The sequence below is a fragment of the Bacillus paramobilis genome, from assembly GCF_038096195.1.
Lineage (GTDB): Bacteria > Bacillota > Bacilli > Bacillales > Bacillaceae_G > Bacillus_A > Bacillus_A mobilis.
In genome coordinates this window covers 4,098,872-4,115,462 of record NZ_CP151108.1, presented here as the reverse complement: position 1 = coordinate 4,115,462, position 16,591 = coordinate 4,098,872, and the positions used below count along the sequence as shown (strand labels likewise).

At 36.0% G+C, this 16,591-nt stretch carries 18 protein-coding genes; 10 read left to right on the top strand and 8 right to left on the bottom strand.

Annotated features, from left to right (window positions below):
- The first annotated feature begins 2 nt into the window (after positions 1-2).
- Positions 3-1,469, top strand: coding sequence for a catalase KatB (gene katB, locus AABL52_RS21070; RefSeq protein ID WP_001069175.1), 1,467 nt, complete (start codon positions 3-5; stop codon positions 1,467-1,469).
- 118 nt (positions 1,470-1,587) lie between these two features.
- Positions 1,588-1,893, top strand: coding sequence for a hypothetical protein (locus AABL52_RS21065; RefSeq protein WP_000382767.1), 306 nt, complete (start codon positions 1,588-1,590; stop codon positions 1,891-1,893).
- A gap of 162 nt (positions 1,894-2,055) precedes the next feature.
- On the opposite strand, the gene AABL52_RS21060 is transcribed toward AABL52_RS21065, so the two are convergent.
- Positions 2,056-3,288, bottom strand: coding sequence for an ammonium transporter (locus AABL52_RS21060; protein WP_341518330.1), 1,233 nt, complete (start codon positions 3,286-3,288; stop codon positions 2,056-2,058).
- A gap of 213 nt (positions 3,289-3,501) precedes the next feature.
- Between AABL52_RS21060 and AABL52_RS21055 the strand changes: the two genes are divergently transcribed.
- From AABL52_RS21055 to AABL52_RS21045, 3 genes are all read left to right on the top strand, one after another.
- Positions 3,502-4,803, top strand: a complete 1,302-nt coding sequence (locus AABL52_RS21055) for an alpha-amylase family glycosyl hydrolase (protein WP_341518329.1) — start codon at positions 3,502-3,504, stop codon at positions 4,801-4,803.
- Positions 4,804-4,854: 51 nt separating this feature from the next.
- Entirely contained in the window at positions 4,855-5,082 is a 228-nt protein-coding gene (locus AABL52_RS21050) for a hypothetical protein (RefSeq protein ID WP_341518328.1), read from the top strand.
- A gap of 319 nt (positions 5,083-5,401) precedes the next feature.
- The gene (locus tag AABL52_RS21045; protein ID WP_341518327.1) at positions 5,402-6,304 is read left to right on the top strand and encodes a helix-turn-helix domain-containing protein; all 903 of its coding nucleotides are present in this window, start codon (positions 5,402-5,404) and stop codon (positions 6,302-6,304) included.
- Positions 6,305-6,854: 550 nt separating this feature from the next.
- On the opposite strand, the gene AABL52_RS21040 is transcribed toward AABL52_RS21045, so the two are convergent.
- Entirely contained in the window at positions 6,855-7,346 is a 492-nt protein-coding gene (locus AABL52_RS21040; protein WP_001040146.1) for a YajQ family cyclic di-GMP-binding protein, read from the bottom strand.
- Positions 7,347-7,705: 359 nt separating this feature from the next.
- Here AABL52_RS21040 and AABL52_RS21035 point away from each other — a divergent pair, with 359 nt between their 5' ends.
- A complete protein-coding gene (locus tag AABL52_RS21035; protein WP_000281274.1) occupies positions 7,706-8,560 on the top strand; it encodes a CvfB family protein in 855 nt (284 codons plus the stop codon).
- Between the two features lie 53 nt (positions 8,561-8,613).
- Here AABL52_RS21035 and prsA read toward each other — a convergent pair whose 3' ends face one another.
- Together prsA and AABL52_RS21025 are read right to left on the bottom strand one after the other, a co-directional pair.
- Positions 8,614-9,471: a peptidylprolyl isomerase PrsA gene (gene prsA, locus AABL52_RS21030; RefSeq protein ID WP_341518326.1), complete on the bottom strand. Its 858-nt coding sequence runs from the start codon at positions 9,469-9,471 to the stop codon at positions 8,614-8,616.
- 131 nt (positions 9,472-9,602) lie between these two features.
- Positions 9,603-9,734, bottom strand: coding sequence for a DUF3941 domain-containing protein (locus AABL52_RS21025; protein WP_001120851.1), 132 nt, complete (start codon positions 9,732-9,734; stop codon positions 9,603-9,605).
- Between the two features lie 100 nt (positions 9,735-9,834).
- On the opposite strand from AABL52_RS21025, the gene AABL52_RS21020 reads away from it, so the two are divergent.
- Complete coding sequence (locus AABL52_RS21020) at positions 9,835-10,692, top strand: YitT family protein (protein ID WP_270342851.1); 858 nt, start codon at positions 9,835-9,837, stop codon at positions 10,690-10,692.
- A gap of 25 nt (positions 10,693-10,717) precedes the next feature.
- On the opposite strand, the gene AABL52_RS21015 is transcribed toward AABL52_RS21020, so the two are convergent.
- From AABL52_RS21015 to AABL52_RS21005, 3 genes are all read right to left on the bottom strand, one after another.
- Positions 10,718-10,915: a DUF3813 domain-containing protein gene (locus AABL52_RS21015; RefSeq protein ID WP_000527404.1), complete on the bottom strand. Its 198-nt coding sequence runs from the start codon at positions 10,913-10,915 to the stop codon at positions 10,718-10,720.
- Positions 10,916-11,056 (bottom strand): hypothetical protein, encoded by a 141-nt coding sequence (locus tag AABL52_RS21010; RefSeq protein WP_000516816.1) that lies wholly within the window; start codon positions 11,054-11,056, stop codon positions 10,916-10,918.
- A gap of 104 nt (positions 11,057-11,160) precedes the next feature.
- Positions 11,161-11,970 carry a Cof-type HAD-IIB family hydrolase gene (locus AABL52_RS21005; protein WP_001041228.1) on the bottom strand — a complete coding sequence of 270 codons (810 nt, stop codon included), beginning with the start codon at positions 11,968-11,970 and terminating at the stop codon, positions 11,161-11,163.
- 492 nt (positions 11,971-12,462) lie between these two features.
- On the opposite strand from AABL52_RS21005, the gene AABL52_RS21000 reads away from it, so the two are divergent.
- Positions 12,463-12,642: a YjzC family protein gene (locus AABL52_RS21000; protein ID WP_000531421.1), complete on the top strand. Its 180-nt coding sequence runs from the start codon at positions 12,463-12,465 to the stop codon at positions 12,640-12,642.
- Positions 12,643-12,853: 211 nt separating this feature from the next.
- Entirely contained in the window at positions 12,854-15,454 is a 2,601-nt protein-coding gene (clpB, locus tag AABL52_RS20995) for an ATP-dependent chaperone ClpB (RefSeq protein WP_097845336.1), read from the top strand.
- A 38-nt stretch (positions 15,455-15,492) separates the two neighbouring features.
- On the opposite strand, the gene AABL52_RS20990 is transcribed toward clpB, so the two are convergent.
- Positions 15,493-15,675, bottom strand: coding sequence for a YjzD family protein (locus AABL52_RS20990; RefSeq protein WP_001211113.1), 183 nt, complete (start codon positions 15,673-15,675; stop codon positions 15,493-15,495).
- Between the two features lie 156 nt (positions 15,676-15,831).
- Here AABL52_RS20990 and AABL52_RS20985 point away from each other — a divergent pair, with 156 nt between their 5' ends.
- Positions 15,832-16,566, top strand: a complete 735-nt coding sequence (locus AABL52_RS20985) for a hydrolase (protein ID WP_048545174.1) — start codon at positions 15,832-15,834, stop codon at positions 16,564-16,566.
- The last annotated feature ends 25 nt before the right edge of the window (positions 16,567-16,591 follow it).

The window sequence follows — 16,591 nt, the reverse complement described above, 5'->3', positions numbered from 1 at the left end:
AGATGAATCCAAATAATCGCTTAACAACAAACCAAGGTGCTCCAGTTGGAGACAACCAAAATTCTCGTACAGCTGGTCGCCGTGGACCGGTATTATTAGAAGACTATCATTTAGTAGAAAAACTTGCGCACTTTGATCGTGAACGTATTCCAGAGCGTGTTGTGCATGCACGTGGTGCAGGTGCTCACGGTGTATTCGTAACGAAAAACAGCATGAAGCAATATACGAAAGCAGCATTTTTACAAAATGAAGGAACTGAAACGCCTGTATTTGTTCGTTTCTCAACGGTTATTCATGGCCAAGGTTCTCCAGAAACAGCTCGTGACCCACGCGGGTTCGCTGTTAAATTTTATACAGAAGAAGGAAATTACGATATCGTAGGTAACCATTTACCGGTCTTCTTCATTCGTGATGCAATTAAATTCCCTGATATGGTGCATTCTTTAAAACCAGCACCTGATACAAATATTCAAACGCCAGATCGTTACTGGGATTTCATGACGTTAAGTCCAGAATCTACACATATGATGACATGGGTGTTCTCTGATTACGGTACACCAGCAAGCTATCGCGAAATGGAAGGTTTCGGTGTCCATTCATTTAAATGGATTAATGCAGAAGGTAAAATCGTCTACATTAAATATCACTGGAAACCACAGCAAAGTGTACGTAACTTAAGCGCAAAAGAAGTGCAAGAAGTACAAGGAAAAGACTTCAATCATGCAACTCGTGACTTGTTCGATGCAATCGAAAAAGGAAATTATCCGAAGTGGGATTTACACGTACAAGTGATGCAACTAGATGAAACGGATTCTTTAGACTTTGATCCACTAGATCCGACGAAAGTATGGCCGGAAGATCGCTTCCCATTAATTGAAGTAGGGACGATGACGTTAAATCGTAACCCGAAAAACTTCTTCGCAGAAGTAGAGCAAGTGGCGTTCTCTCCAAGTGCAACTGTAAATGGTATTGAACCATCTGAAGATAAATTATTACAAGGTCGTTTATTCTCTTATCCAGATACACAGCGTTACCGTCTTGGTGCGAACTACTTACAAATTCCTGTAAACTGCCCGTACGCAGCTGTTCATAACCAACAACGTGATGGTGCGATGCAAATCAATCAAAACCCATCTACAATCAACTACGAACCGAGCCGTCATGCTGAAAATCCAGTTGAAGACAAAGCTTACCGCGATTCAACTATGAAAGTAGAAGGCTATGTATCTCGTGAAAAAATTGACAAACCAAACGACTTCAAACAAGCAGGTGAGCGTTACCGTTCATTCTCTAAAGAAGAGCAAGCCAACTTAATTGCAAACTTAACAAATGACTTAAAAGACGTAAATGAGCGCACGAAATTACTAGCTGTTTGTAACTTCTTCCGTGCAGATCAAGAGTACGGAATGCGTTTAGCGCAGTCTTTAAATGTTGATATTACGCAATATGTAGGGAATGCTCCGAAATAAATAGGAAAAGACGACTGTTAAACGGTCGTCTTTTTTATATGTAAAAGATGTTTTACATACGAGGTGAAAGATGCTATACTCTTGTCAAATAAGTTTTACATAAAAGAGGTGTGTTTTGATGGATGTTTTGATTTTCATTATTGCGTTAAGTGTCTTTTTATTTGTAGTGTTTGCTATTATAAAAATGTTTATAGCAATTGGAAAACAAGGTGATGAGCGTGCTACATTTATAAAAAATAAAGCGATGGCTGAGACATTTAAAATAGCGATGGGGCTAATGGTACTTGAGATGATTCCCTTTATTTATCATCGTTTTAATGAAACGGTAGGAACACCGTTTAATCCGGTTCGTTTTTTAGCTGTAATAGCGATTGCGTTTCTTATTATATTAAGTTTGAATAAAAGTAAGTATGGTGATTCGTAAGTCATACCGGGGTATTCTTCGGGTTCGTTATGTTTGGAATTATTGATAAAACGATATATCTGGAGAATCGCCGATATATTCACTAGAATACTAGGTGGGGTATACCACCGACGAGCACAATAAAAGAGATGCAATCTACTACGAATAGATTGCATCTCTTTTTTAGTTTACTCGCTCTGTATACTCATAAGCTTTCTCCCCATGCATCGAAATATCAAGTCCCATATGTTCTTCGTGCTCATCTACCCGAACAGGGAGGAAGAAGTTAATGGCTTTAATAATGGCATATGTCATTATAATTGTGAATGCGTATGTTGCTCCGATTGCTACAAGTTGTTTAAGCAGTAAAGCGGCGTTTCCGTAAAATACTCCATTAGCGCCATCGGTATTTACCGTAGTAGTTGCAAATAGTCCTGTCGCAATACCACCCCAAGTGCCGCCGATACCGTGGCATCCGAATGCATCAAGTGTATCATCATATCCGAATTTCGTTTTTAAGAAGAAGACTGCTCCGAAGCATAATACGCCGCCAATTGCTCCGATAAGAAGAGCGGAGAAAGGTGTAACGAATCCGCAAGCTGGTGTAATAGCGACTAGGCCGGAAACAACTCCACAAGCAGCTCCCATCGCAGTCGGTTTTGATTGGAAGAACCATTCTGAAAGCATCCAAGTTAATGCGGATGCAGCTGCAGCTATATTTGTATTAATAAATGCGGTTAAAGCTATGTCATTTAAAGATAATGTACTTCCGACGTTAAAACCGAACCAGCCGAACCATAGTAGACCCGCGCCTAACATTGTGAATGGTAAATGGTGAGGAGAAGTACCGTTTATGTTTTTTCGTTTTCCGAGAAAAATAGCTAATACAAGGCCGGCCACGCCAGATGTAATATGAACGACATTACCACCAGCGAAGTCTAACGCGCCGAGTTCTCTTAGCCATCCGCCGACGCCCCATACCCAATGAGCGACAGGATTGTAAACGATTGTTGTCCATAGAAGGATGAAAATAAGGAAAGCAGAAAATCGCATTCTTTCGGCGAATGCACCTGAAATTAAAGCGGGAGTTAAAATGGCGAACATGAGTTGGAACATCATAAATAAATTGTGAGGAATAGTAGATGAGTAGTCTGGATTTGGTGCGTAGGTAACGCCGTTTAAACCGAACCAATCTAGTGTACCGATAAGTCCGTGCCAGTCTGGTCCGAATGATAAAGAATAGCCGATCACAATCCACTGAATCGAAACGATAGCCATTGCGCTATAACTATGCATTGTCGTACTGAGTACGTTTTTACTGCGAACCATGCCCCCATAAAAAAGTGCCAATCCTGGTGTCATTAACATGACCATTACTGTCGTTACAAACATAAAAACCGTATCTCCTGTATTCATTGTCTCTCCTCCTATAATGTTAGAAAAAATAACATCAAATTGTTATGTTTCATATCATATTCGAAATAAAATGAAAAATCAACTAAAAATTCAGAAAACTTTTTAATTCATGTTAGAAAATCTAACATAAAGGATTTTGGGGAGAAAGAAATCAACGTATGCGATTTGTTCTGATAATTGGTATAATATTCTTACAATTAAAAGACATGGGGGATGCATGTGGGAAAAATACGGACTAGGAAACTATTCATTTGTTTTTGTTTAGCTGTCGTTTTGTTTGTACCAATATATACGTTTGCGGATGAAAAAAGAGAATGGCGAGACGAAGTTATATATTCCATTATGATTGATCGCTTCAATAATGGAGAACCGAAAAATGACAAACAGTTAGAAGTTGGTAATTTGGAAGGATATCAGGGTGGAGATATAAGAGGGATTATAAAAAGGCTGGATTACATAAAAGAAATGAGTTTTACGACTGTTATGCTTTCTCCACTTTTTGAAAGTGGAAAGTACGATGGGTTAGACGTGCGTAATTTTCAAAAAGTAAATGAACATTTCGGAACAGAAAATGATGTGAAAGAACTTGTACAAGAAGCGCACGCAAAAGGAATGAAAGTTGTACTTCAATTTCCGCTTGGAGAAAACGAACAGCAAGTCATCGAAGCGATGAAATGGTGGATCAAAGAAGTTGATTTGGATGGAAGTTATGTGATGCATAGTGAAAAAATGTCGCGTTCTTTCTGGGATGACGTGCAAAAAGATATGCAAGTGATAAAGAAAGACTTTCGTATTATGACAAAGGAAGATAGTGAATACAATGAAAAAATAGTAGAATCGTTTTCAAAAGCGGACGTATCGGTGAAACCTTTATATGATGTGAGTAAAAAAGACGGAGAATCCGTTACATTTTTAGATAATCAAGATACGAAAAGATTTGCTCGTATTGCAAAAGAGAATATGAACTATCCGCCATCTCGCTTGAAACTAGCCCTTACATATTTATTAACAACACCAGGTATTCCAAATTTTTATTACGGGACTGAAATTGCATTAGATGGAGGGGATACGCCAGATAATAGACGATTAATGGATTTTAAATCAGATGAAAAATTTATGCAGCACATAACGAAACTCGGTGAGCTTAGACAAACGAGACCATCTTTACGACGCGGTACGTTTGAACTTTTGTATGATAAAAATGGAATGAGTATACTAAAACGAAAGTATAAAGATGAAGTCACATTAGTAACGATTAATAATACGAAAGAAACGCAAAAAGTTGCTTTACCAGTAAGTGCGATTGGTGAAAAACAAGAGTTACGAGGATTGTTAGAAGATGAAATTATAAGAGAAGAAAACGGAAAGTTTTATCTCGTTTTAAAGCGTGAAGAATCAAATGTGTATAAAGTTAGCGGAGAAACAGGTGTGAATTGGTTATTTATCTCCTTAATAGTCGGTGTGAATGTATTGTTTATTGCGTTTTTAATTGCGGTTAACAGGAAACGGAAATGAATAACTCTTTCTTTTAGTTGTTTGTTTACAGTTCAAGTTGAGGTGAGATATTTGCGGGAAAAGAAGTGGTTCGCTCTATGCTTATGTGTTTTTATCGTATTCGTAAGTTTTTATTTTTGGGACAACCGTGATGATGGGGAATTTGTTCAGTGGGGCGATAGTGTTCATTCTGTTGATACGGCAGTTCTGAAGAGAAACGATATAAAATACAAAATCAAAAATGATAAAGTATATATTCCGGAAAAATCATTTAATAAAGCGATATGGTGTTGTTCGTAATTAGTGCGAAAGCTAGAGGTAGACAGGCTAAGGAGAAGAATTTTCTCCCTAGCCTGTTTTTGTATGGGAATCGATAAAAAATCTATATGATGGATATGTATTAGTCTCTATAGAAGGATTAGTTCCGCTAGATCATTTTCATTTGATTCTACTATTTGTGTGGAGTGAGACAGTGAGACTATCGCTTCGAAATACAGCTGAGAAAAGAAGTGAAATGACCTTTAGAAGAAACAATAATTGCAACTATACTGATTTTACATTACATTAAAGGGTGAAAAATATTCTTATACTCATTGAGGGCTATATTTGAGGAGGAAAAATGGAATTTTACGATTTGGGTATTACCATTAAAGAACTTAGAATGAAAAAGAATATATCACAATCTGAATTGTGTCATGAAATATGTTCACAAAGTCAAATTAGCAAAATAGAAAAAGGTATGATTTATCCATCTAGTATATTGTTATATCAGTTATCTGAAAGACTTGGTATTGATCCAAATCATATTTTCGCACTAACTCAAAACAAAAAACTAAAATATGTAGAAAATGTAAAATATGTAATGAGAGATTGTACAAAACAAAAACAATATAATGAACTTTACGAAATAGTGAAACAAGAGAAAAACGAAAATAATTTCAAGTTAAAAGAGGATAAACAATTTCTAATATGGCATGAAGCTATTGCTATATTTCATGTGAATAAATCAATAAAAACTGCTTTAAATCTTTTAAATAGTGCACTAAAACTAACTGTAACGAATGTTGATTTTTTATCAGAAAGAGAAATAGATATTATGCAGTCGATGGCTATATTTCATGGGGCAAATAAAGAATATGAAAAGAGTATTACTATATTAAGAAGATGTTTAACGAATTTTAATAAGTTAGATTTTCCTAGAGATAAAGAGATTAAATTAAAAATCATTTTTAATTTAGCAAAAATTTTAGGTCATGCAAACCAACATGAAGAGGCAATAAAATACAATGATATGGGTATCAAATTAGCTATTAATCTAAACACTTTATATTTATTAGGTGAATTATACTATGGAAAAGGGTGGAACTTGCTAAGGCTGGAACAATATGATGAAGAAGATGTAGCTGATAACATGAAAAAAGCATTATTTATATTTGAACTAACAGAAAAAGAAAATCTGATAAAAATAGTTAAAGAAAATTATTTTGAAAAACAAAATAAAAAAATCACGCATAATTTCTGATGAATCTCTTATTATTTTCTATAAAAAAAGGTACCTTATGGTGTCTTTTTTTATGACTTATATCATCAATTATTACATTCCATATGTTTCTTGTACCAAGCTTTGTTGATGGATTTACACTTCTTAGGTGTTGGAGTTTTAGGTGTATCCCCGGGTGTAGTTATATGATTAGAACATCCTGCAATATTTAGACAGAATGTAGTTAATAACAAACATAATATTAATTTCTTCAAATTACCACTTCTAACTCTTTTTTAATTAACATTTTTTTATAAAATAAATTCCTTATTAATTTTACATTACATGTAAGGGTGGGAAATATTCTTATACTCATAAATTGTTACATTTGAGTGGGGAGGGAGGTTTTTGCGCCGATTTTCAAAAAGGATTTGCTTAATTTATTTATAAAAATAATTTCACTACTATATCTAATGTGTAAAAGAAAATCTACAATAATCCAATCCCTATTTTAACTATCCGATTACCTGTAAGCTTAGAACTTGCCCTATCGCTAAAAAGAAAACTCCTCTAATTAAGAGGAGTTTTCTTTTTAGCGATAGTTAATAAATTGTACGTCAATCGGTAAGTCAGCACTGCGAACTGCTGCGATGACTGCTTGTAAGTCATCACGGCTTTTCGCTGTAACACGTACTTGGTCATCTTGTACTTGTGTTTTTACTTTTAATTTCATTTCTTTGATGATGTTGTTAATTTTTTTCGCGTTATCTTTATCGATACCTTGTTGAAGTGTTGCGCGTTGGCGAACAGTGTTACCAGTCGCAGCTTCAACTTTTCCGTAATCCAAGTTTTTAATTGGAACGTTACGTTTTACAAGTTTAGAAATTAGAACGTCTTTTACTTGGTCTAATTTGAACTCATCGTCAGAAGTTAAAACTAGTACTTCTTTTTCTAATTTAATATCACTTTTACTTCCTTTAAAGTCATATCGGTTTTGGATTTCCTTTAATGCGATGTTAATTGCGTTTGTTACTTCAGGTAATTCTACTTTCGAAACGATGTCAAAAGAACTATCTTTTGCCATAGTTAGCACCTCCAAATAAATTTCTAATCTTTTTATGTACTGTACATACTAAAGTATAGCTGAAAACGAGCTTAGACTTAAGTGTTTTCATACTTATAATCATGTAACCTCATTTTATTATAGTGAATTTTGGGCAGTTGGACAAATAAAGGGGAAATCGTGTTATAATTAACTTTTGTTTGGAATGATAAAAAAGATAATTTTATCCCGCATTAACGGGCATTCAGTTAGAGCAAAGAAGTTAAGTGGGAGATCCACTGCCGTAAACGCCCGATTGGTGAGGGTTGATAATCAGTGGGAAGGAACAAAACCCCCACTGATTAAAGTTTCACTTTATATAGAGAAGGGAATTAAAAAATATGTATTTACAATTAGGAGCGATTGAACAGGTAACTGTTTTACGCGAAACGGAAATCGGATATATGGTTGGGAATGAAGAAGAAGAAATTTTCCTACATAAAAACGAATTAGTTGGAGAAATTGAAGAAGGCGATAAGATTGATGTATTCTTATACCTTGATCATCAAAATCGTGTTTCAGCAACAATGAAGGAGCCACTTATTACAACTTTTGATTGGAACTGGGTAAAAGTTGTAGAAGTTATCCCTAGTTTAGGTGTGTTTGTTGATATTGGTGTATCAAAAGATATACTAATCCCAGCTGATGAGTTCCCGATTTACATGCCAGTATGGCCAGAGGTTGGAGACGAATTATATTGTACGTTAAAATTAACGAATCGTGATCGACTTATTGCTCTTCCGGCAAGAGATAGTGATATGCAAGAAATTATCGTAGATGCGACGCCATCTATGCGTAATAAAAACGTAAATGGACGTGTGTATCGTTCACTTCAAGTTGGTTCATTCATACTAACTGATGAGCATTTCCGTGCTTTCTTACACCATACTGAAAGAAAAGAACAAGTACGTATCGGTGAACGTGTAACGGGCCGTATTATTGACGTAAAAGATGATGGTACAATTAACATTTCACTTCTTCCTCGTAAAGAAGAAGGAATGGAAGACGATGCGGCTGTAATTTATGCATATATGGAAGAACGAGGCGGAGCAATGCCGTTTTGGGATAAGAGCCACCCAGAAGACATTAAAGAACGCTTCAACATGAGTAAAGCTGCATTTAAGCGCGCGCTTGGTAAGTTGATGAAAGAAGAAAAGATTTATCAAGAAGAAGGTTGGACGTATTTTAAGAAGTAAATGAAATAAAAAGCACCGCCTTATTTTGTTATAAAAAATAAGGCGGTGCTTTTTTAATTTCCTTGCTCATGCGCAAGAGTAAACGTATCTTCCAAGTCACTATCGTTTATTTTAATATTTGCCTTTTTTAATTCTTTTTGTAGTAATTTATGACTGAATGTAGGATCAGCAATACGTTCTGCTTCTAAGTTTTTGCGGATGGAGTCTTTTACTTCATCGTAAGGTTGTAAATCTTTTTTACCAGTTAGCTTAATAATGTGATAGCCATTTGGTGATTTGACGGGTTCACTAATTTGGTCGATTTTTAGTTTATAGGCAGCGGTTTCGAATTCAGGAGCCATTGTACCGGAATTGAAGTATCCAAGGTCTCCGCCTTTATCTTTTGATAGTAGATCTTGCGATTCTTGTTTTGCTAGTTCTTCAAATGAAGCACCAGCATCTAATTTTTTCTTTATTTCTTTCGCTTCATTTTCGTCACTTACTAAAATGTGACTCGCTTTAATTTCTGGCTTATAGTGATCTTTCACGTCTTTTTCTGTAACACTTTTCTTAATCGCTTCATTCATAGAAAGTTTGAACTTGATTTGATTTTTGAAATCAGCTTCATCTTTTAAACGATTGTTTTCTAGTACAGTTGTGAATTGATCGCCATATTGCTTTTTCGCTTTTTGTACTTCTTTATTTACATCATCGTCAGATACTTTATATTTTTTCGTGATAACGTCTTGTGCCATCATTTCGTATAACATGTCTTTTCCATAACGATCTTTCAACTGCTTTTCGAAGTCGCTCTTCGTAATGGTTGAGTCTGTTGCCGTAGCGACTGTAGCTGAGCTGTTTTTTTGTCCACAAGCAGCTAGCATTAATATACTTATTAGTGCAGTAATAATGAAAATGTGTTTCCCTCTCATGCCAACACCTCATCCGAATATGTTATCGCTATTGTAGAATATAGAAGTGAACATGAAGTGAATTTTCAATGTTTTTTTCCTGTAAAATGTAAAAAAAAGTACATCAACAATACTGTTGATGTACGATGGAATCAAAGGTGATCGGTCTTTTTAGAATAGGCACGCTTACCTTGCTGAATATTTTTTTGTTCTTGCTCATTTTTTTGCGTACGCTTTGCATTATTATCGCGTGCTTTTTTGTCGTTATCGCTCGTATGTGGCATATGTATCAACTCCATTTCTAAACGTTGTACGTTTATCATTTCCTTTTTCGTAAAGACTATGTATAGCAGTGCATTCATGAATAATAAGGGTGGATTAGAAATGGATTTGAAGTTGAATTATACCGAACTTATAAAGAAGTTAATCGTTGTAATCGTCGCAGGTTTGTTAAATGCGATTGGAATGAATTTATTTTTGACGCCGGCGAAAGTGTACGCGAGTGGATTTGCTGGGTTGTCTCAATTGTTATCGCAAATATTAGGTGACTTTTTATCTATTCACATATCAACGGGGGTATTGTTTAGTTTGTTTAATATTCCCGTCGTTATTTTAGCGTGGAAGAAGGTTGGAAAGGCCTTTACTTTCTTTAGTTTTCTTTGCGTTATATTTATGACTTTGTTTTTAGAAATTATCCCAGTTAGAGCGGTTTCAAACGACATCATATTGAATGCGATTTTTGGCGGGATTATTTCAGCAATCGGGGTAGGGATGGCGTTGAAGTGGGGGGCTTCTACAGGTGGTTTAGATATTATCGCCATGATTTTATCTAAAATAAAAGACAAGCCCGTTGGTACATATTTTTTCTTTTTTAATGCACTGATTATTATCGCCGCTGGCTATGTGTATGGCTGGGAAAAAGCATTATATACTTTGGTGACTTTGTATGTCTCGACGCGAATTATCGATGCGATTCATACGCGGCATGTGAAGATTACAGCATTAATCGTTACGAAGAATGGGGCAGATGTACGAAAGGCGATTCATTCCCGTTTAGTGAGAGGGATTACAACTATCCCAGCAACAGGTGCTTATACAAATGAAAATAAAGAAATGTTAATGATTGTTATTACTCGTTATGAACTGTATGAATTAGAGAGGGTTATTAAACAAGTGGACCCAAGTGCATTTACAAACGTACTGCAAACGGTCGGGGTGTTTGGATTGTTTCGAAAAGATTAAAGAGGACCAAAGCTGGTCCTCTTTTTTAATGCAAATTCGTAATGTTTTGCAATTGCTCCTGCATTTCACGTAGCTGAACTTTTTCAGCTGTTGAAGAGTTTGCATAAGCAGAGTGCAAAGCGTTTTTTGCTCTATATACGAGATCTTGTTGCTCAGCACCGCTTGAACAAGTTACGGCATTTGCAACGGCATCTCTAGCTTGTTGGAATAGTAAGTTCCCCATTTAAACCCCTCCAAAAGAAGAGTTACTTCTCGCTTTTTCTGCCTCAGCTAATGTACCACGGTACGGGAATCTTGCATCATGCTTCATTACAGCATCGGCTCCTTGTTGGATAAAACGTTTTGATTTGTTCTTTTTACCCATTCGAAAAACCCCCTTTATTTAGCTGAAAACACTCGACGCGATAATCCGGCGTCTAATTATAGTATGAGCGTTTGGCGAGAAACTATAAGCAGGGAATTTTTAGATTACAACCCAAGAACCTCTTCTAAATATAGTGCAATACCATCTTCTTCATTCGTTAACGTCGTGTGGTTTGCGAGTGATTTTAATTCAGGAATAGCATTTCCCATTGCGATGCCGTGACCAGCAAATTCAATCATTTCAAAGTCGTTATCTTCATCACCGAAAGCGATAATTCGCTCTTGTGGAATGTTATAATGACTAGAAATTTTTTGTAATCCGACAGCTTTATTTAACCCGCTTTTTACAATTTCAATAATCGGCCAAGGTGCGCCCCATTTTCTATGGTCGATTACTTCAGCATGCATATCAGTTAAATGTTGACGAATTGCACTGGAATGCTCGTCATGTGCGTCAATTAATAAGCAAGTTGGATGATCGTTTAAAGTATTTAATAAGTCTCCTGTAAAAATCTTTGGAGAACCGAATTCGAAAATATGTTTTTTATCTTCATCAATTTCACGAACATACACATCGTCCATTACTTCAGCGTATATATTTTTTACGCCAAAATCAAAGCAAGCTCGGACAATTTCTTGTGCTGTTGCTAGCTCAAGAGGAGAGTGATGTGTTCCCCACTTTGAATCAAGAGGATGATGTACGTAAGCGCCGTTAAAGTTTACGATCGGTGTATTCAGACTAAGTTCTTTATAGTAATCAAAACTAGCACGGAATGGACGCCCTGTTGAAATAACGACAATATGTCCTTGTTCCTTTGCTTTTGCAATTGTATGTTTTGTTCGAGTGGAAATTATTTTGTTGTCTGTCAATAAAGTACCGTCTAAGTCTAATGCGATTAAATGCTGTTTATTCATAATTTCACCTCTTATAATAATTTTTTTGTTTCTATCTGTATTTCCGTTTTTAATATGCAGAAATAAGAGGTTAAGCTGGGTGAGACCACCAAAGATGGAAACTTCACTATATATCCATCTTACGTCGCAAAGCGCTACGGTGTCTACTATTTCTCGCTGGAAATTAAGAAAAGTCAACGTCTTTTTAGAAAGTTCAAACAATGTTTCTTTCATTATGTACAAATTGTGAAAAGGGTTACATTGCTCGTGTGAGGAAGTTTATAATGAACATGTAATCTTCTCGTATATGTTTGACTCTCCTTTGAAACTGGCCTATAGTAGGTTGGTTTCTTTTTTTTCTACAAATAGGAAAGAAATCCCTTCCTAAGCTTGTGTCATTCATGTATATGTACAAGAACGAAATGTAGTACTTGTTTCCTAAACATGACAGAAAAGCTTTCTATTAAAATGGTTATACTAATGAGGCAAAGACGTCATGGAAGGAGAATGGAAATGGGACAAAATCGCAGGTTTCGTTCTGGACAAAAAGCGCCAAATGATGGCATTTACGTAGAAATTGGTGAAACAGGAAGTATGGTAAAAGATCCGCAAATGGTGAAATTAACTGCCGGTGAAAAGTTTCCGGATAACACGAATCATAACCGTCAGTGGACATATAAAAGAAAACCGTAACAGAAGCCGCAATCATTATTGCGGCTTTTTTGTCGTTACACATTATAATTTCATTTACCGTATATTTTTCAATTGTATGATGAATGTTCCCTTTTTCTTTTTCCAATAATAAGTTTGAAAATACATAAGCAAAATTATTGTATAAAAAAGTCAGTTGGCGTATAATCAAATCAAAGGTCAAAGAAAGTCAAACATTTGGAGGACTGTAAAGATGGACTTAAATCAAATGACAACAAAAACACAAGAGGCGATTATGAGTGCCCAATCTTTAGCGGTATCTCATCATCATCAAGAAGTAGATACTGCTCATCTCTTGTTTACATTATTAGAAGAGCAAGATGGGTTAGCAGTGCGTATTTTTCAAAAAATGAATGTCGATATAGAAGCGTTAAAACAAGGTGCTGAAAGTTTAATTAAGAAAAAGCCTTCTGTAACGGGAAGTGGTGCAGAAGCAGGCAAATTATATATAACAGGTGCTCTGCAACAACTACTTGTAAGAGCAGGAAAAGAAGCAGAGAAATTGCAAGATGACTACATTTCAGTTGAACATGTATTGCTTGCTTTTTCAGAAGAAAAAGGCGATATAAATCAATTACTTACAAGATTTCATATTACGAAAGATAACTTATTACAGTCGTTAATGACAGTTCGGGGGAATCAAAGAGTGACTAGTCAAAATCCAGAAGCAACTTATGAAGCGTTAGAAAAATATGGACGTGATTTAGTGGCGGAAGTAAGAGCAGGGAAAATTGATCCTGTTATCGGCCGCGATAGTGAAATTCGCCGCGTAATTCGCATTCTTTCACGTAAAACGAAAAATAACCCAGTTTTAATTGGTGAGCCAGGTGTTGGTAAAACAGCAATCGTTGAAGGATTAGCGCAGCGTATTGTGAAAAAGGATGTACCAGAAGGGTTAAAAGATAGAACCATCTTTGCATTAGATATGAGTGCGCTTGTAGCTGGAGCGAAATTCCGTGGTGAGTTTGAAGAGCGCCTGCAAGCTGTATTAAATGAAATTAAAAAGAGTGAAGGCCGCATTTTATTATTCATTGATGAACTTCATACAATCGTCGGCGCTGGTAAAACAGAAGGTGCGATGGACGCAGGAAATATGTTAAAACCGATGCTTGCGCGTGGTGAACTACATTGTATCGGGGCGACAACATTAGATGAATATCGTAAATATATTGAGAAAGATCCAGCGCTAGAAAGACGTTTCCAACAAGTATTAGCAGAAGAACCAACTGTTGAAGATACAATTTCCATTTTACGTGGTTTAAAAGAGCGCTTTGAAATTTATCACGGTGTAAATATTCATGACCGTGCGATTGTAGCAGCATCTGTTTTATCAGATCGATATATTTCGGATCGTTTCTTACCAGATAAAGCAATTGATCTTGTTGATGAAGCGTGTGCAACGATTCGAACAGAGATTGATTCTATGCCAACAGAATTAGATGAAGTAACGCGCCGCATTATGCAGCTGGAAATTGAAGAAGCAGCTCTTGGAAAAGAGAAGGACTTTGGTAGCCAAGAACGTCTAAAAACGTTGCAACGTGAATTATCAGATTTAAAAGAAGTTGCAAGTGGTATGAGAGCGAAATGGGAGAAAGAAAAAGAAGATATTCACAAAGTTCGTGATTTACGTGAACATTTAGAGCGTCTGCGCCGTGAATTAGAAGAAGCGGAAGGTAATTACGATTTAAATAAAGCAGCGGAACTTCGCCATGGGAAAATTCCTGCAATTGAAAAAGAGTTAAAAGAAGCAGAAGAAATGGGCGCACATAATAAACAAGAAAATCGTTTGTTACGTGAGGAAGTAAGTGAAGAAGAGATTGCTGATATTGTTTCACGCTGGACTGGTATTCCTGTCGCAAAACTCGTCGAGGGTGAACGCGAGAAATTACTACGTTTAGAGCAAATTTTATCAGAACGTGTCATCGGACAAGAGGAAGCGGTAAGTTTAGTATCAGACGCAGTTCTTCGTGCACGCGCTGGTATTAAAGACCCGAACCGTCCAATTGGTTCCTTCATCTTCTTAGGACCGACAGGTGTTGGTAAAACAGAACTTGCAAAAACGTTAGCACAGTCTTTATTTGATAGTGAAGAGCAAATGATTCGTATCGACATGTCTGAGTATATGGAGAAACACGCTGTGTCACGCTTAATTGGTGCGCCTCCTGGATATGTAGGATATGAAGAGGGCGGTCAATTAACAGAAGCGGTAAGACGTAAACCGTATTCAGTTATTTTGTTAGACGAAATCGAAAAAGCACATCCAGAAGTATTCAACATTTTATTACAAATGTTAGATGATGGACGCATTACAGATTCGCAAGGAAGAACAGTAGACTTTAAAAACACGGTTATTATTATGACTTCAAATATTGGATCTGCTCATTTATTAGATGGATTAGAAGAAGATGGCTCCATTAAAGAAGAATCAAGAGAACTTGTAATGGGGCAATTAAGAGGACATTTCCGACCAGAGTTCTTAAACCGTGTCGATGAAATTATTTTATTCAAACCTCTTACAACGAATGAAATTAAAGGTATTGTTGATAAAATTGTAAAAGAATTACAAGGTCGTTTAGCTGACCGTCATATTACAGTTGAATTAACAAATGCAGCAAAAGAATTTGTTGTAGAAGCTGGCTTTGATCCGATGTACGGAGCTCGTCCATTAAAACGATATGTACAGCGTCAAGTGGAAACGAAATTAGCGAGAGAATTAATTGCAGGAACAATTACTGACAATAGTCATGTAGTGGTTGATGTAGAAAATAATGAATTAGTCGTTCATGTAAAGTAAAATAAAAAAAGAGTTCGGATAAAATCCGGACTCTTTTTTTAGTGTTGTTCTACTGGCTCGTTTGGAATTGTAGCTGAAATTGCTAGTACTAATACCGCAAGAACAACTGAGAAAATAGACGCTTGGTTAAAATCGTATGTACCGCCAGTCATAGAGCCGATTACGTAGCTCATCATATGTACAAGCGCGAACGACCAAATTAATGCCCAAATGAAACGCATATTTTACACCTCTATTCGTTCAATCTGTCCTTATTGTAACACAATTGAAAAAAGAATATAGAAAAATATTTGTAGATTTTTCAACGCAAATTTGCATTCCGTTCATACATTATAGAAGAGTACTTTTATACGTTTAGAAAATAAGGCGGGGGAAAAATGAGTATTACGGAACGTTTTTTTTATTTAGAAAAAGAACCATGTGTCATTTATTTACCGGAGAAGCCAAATGGATTTTCTGTAATGCTTCTTGGTGATTATAACTACTTTATTGAGAATGGTACAAGTTTATGGACACAGCATGCAGGTCGATCTTATTTTTTACATGGTCTTATTGAGGAAGGCTACACGGTCTTTTCTTCTAATTTATACGGAAGACATTGGGGAAACGACCAATCTGTTCGTCTAGCAAAACGCTTATATGACGTTGTTTTGAGAAAAGAGACATTAAATGCGAAAATGCACATTATGGCAGATGGTATGGGGGCACTTGTAGCACTTGAAATGATGAACAAATACCCTGAATGTATACGCTCAGTCATTATGTTAAATCCGTGTTTAGATTTACCAGAATATGTGGAGTTTGAGAAAGAGCATAAGTTTTTTTACAAAAGATTAGTGAAGGAATTAAGTTTGGCGTATGATTCTAAAGAAGAAGAATTGGAGTCCAAAATAAATAAGAAATCATTTACGCTTCTTCCGTCTTGTGTACCTGTTAAAGTTTTCGTATCAACACAAGAAAAAAGAGGAAGAAAACAGTTGTTACGTAAATATGAGAAAATGAGGCAATTCAATCAATGCGATACTTCTGTCTTATTCCATCTGCAAGATGTGAAATATAAAATGGTTAGGCAAACGACTGATTTCTTTAAAAAATATGAAGAAGAATTGTGAAGCTCCCATATACATAAATGAGGAG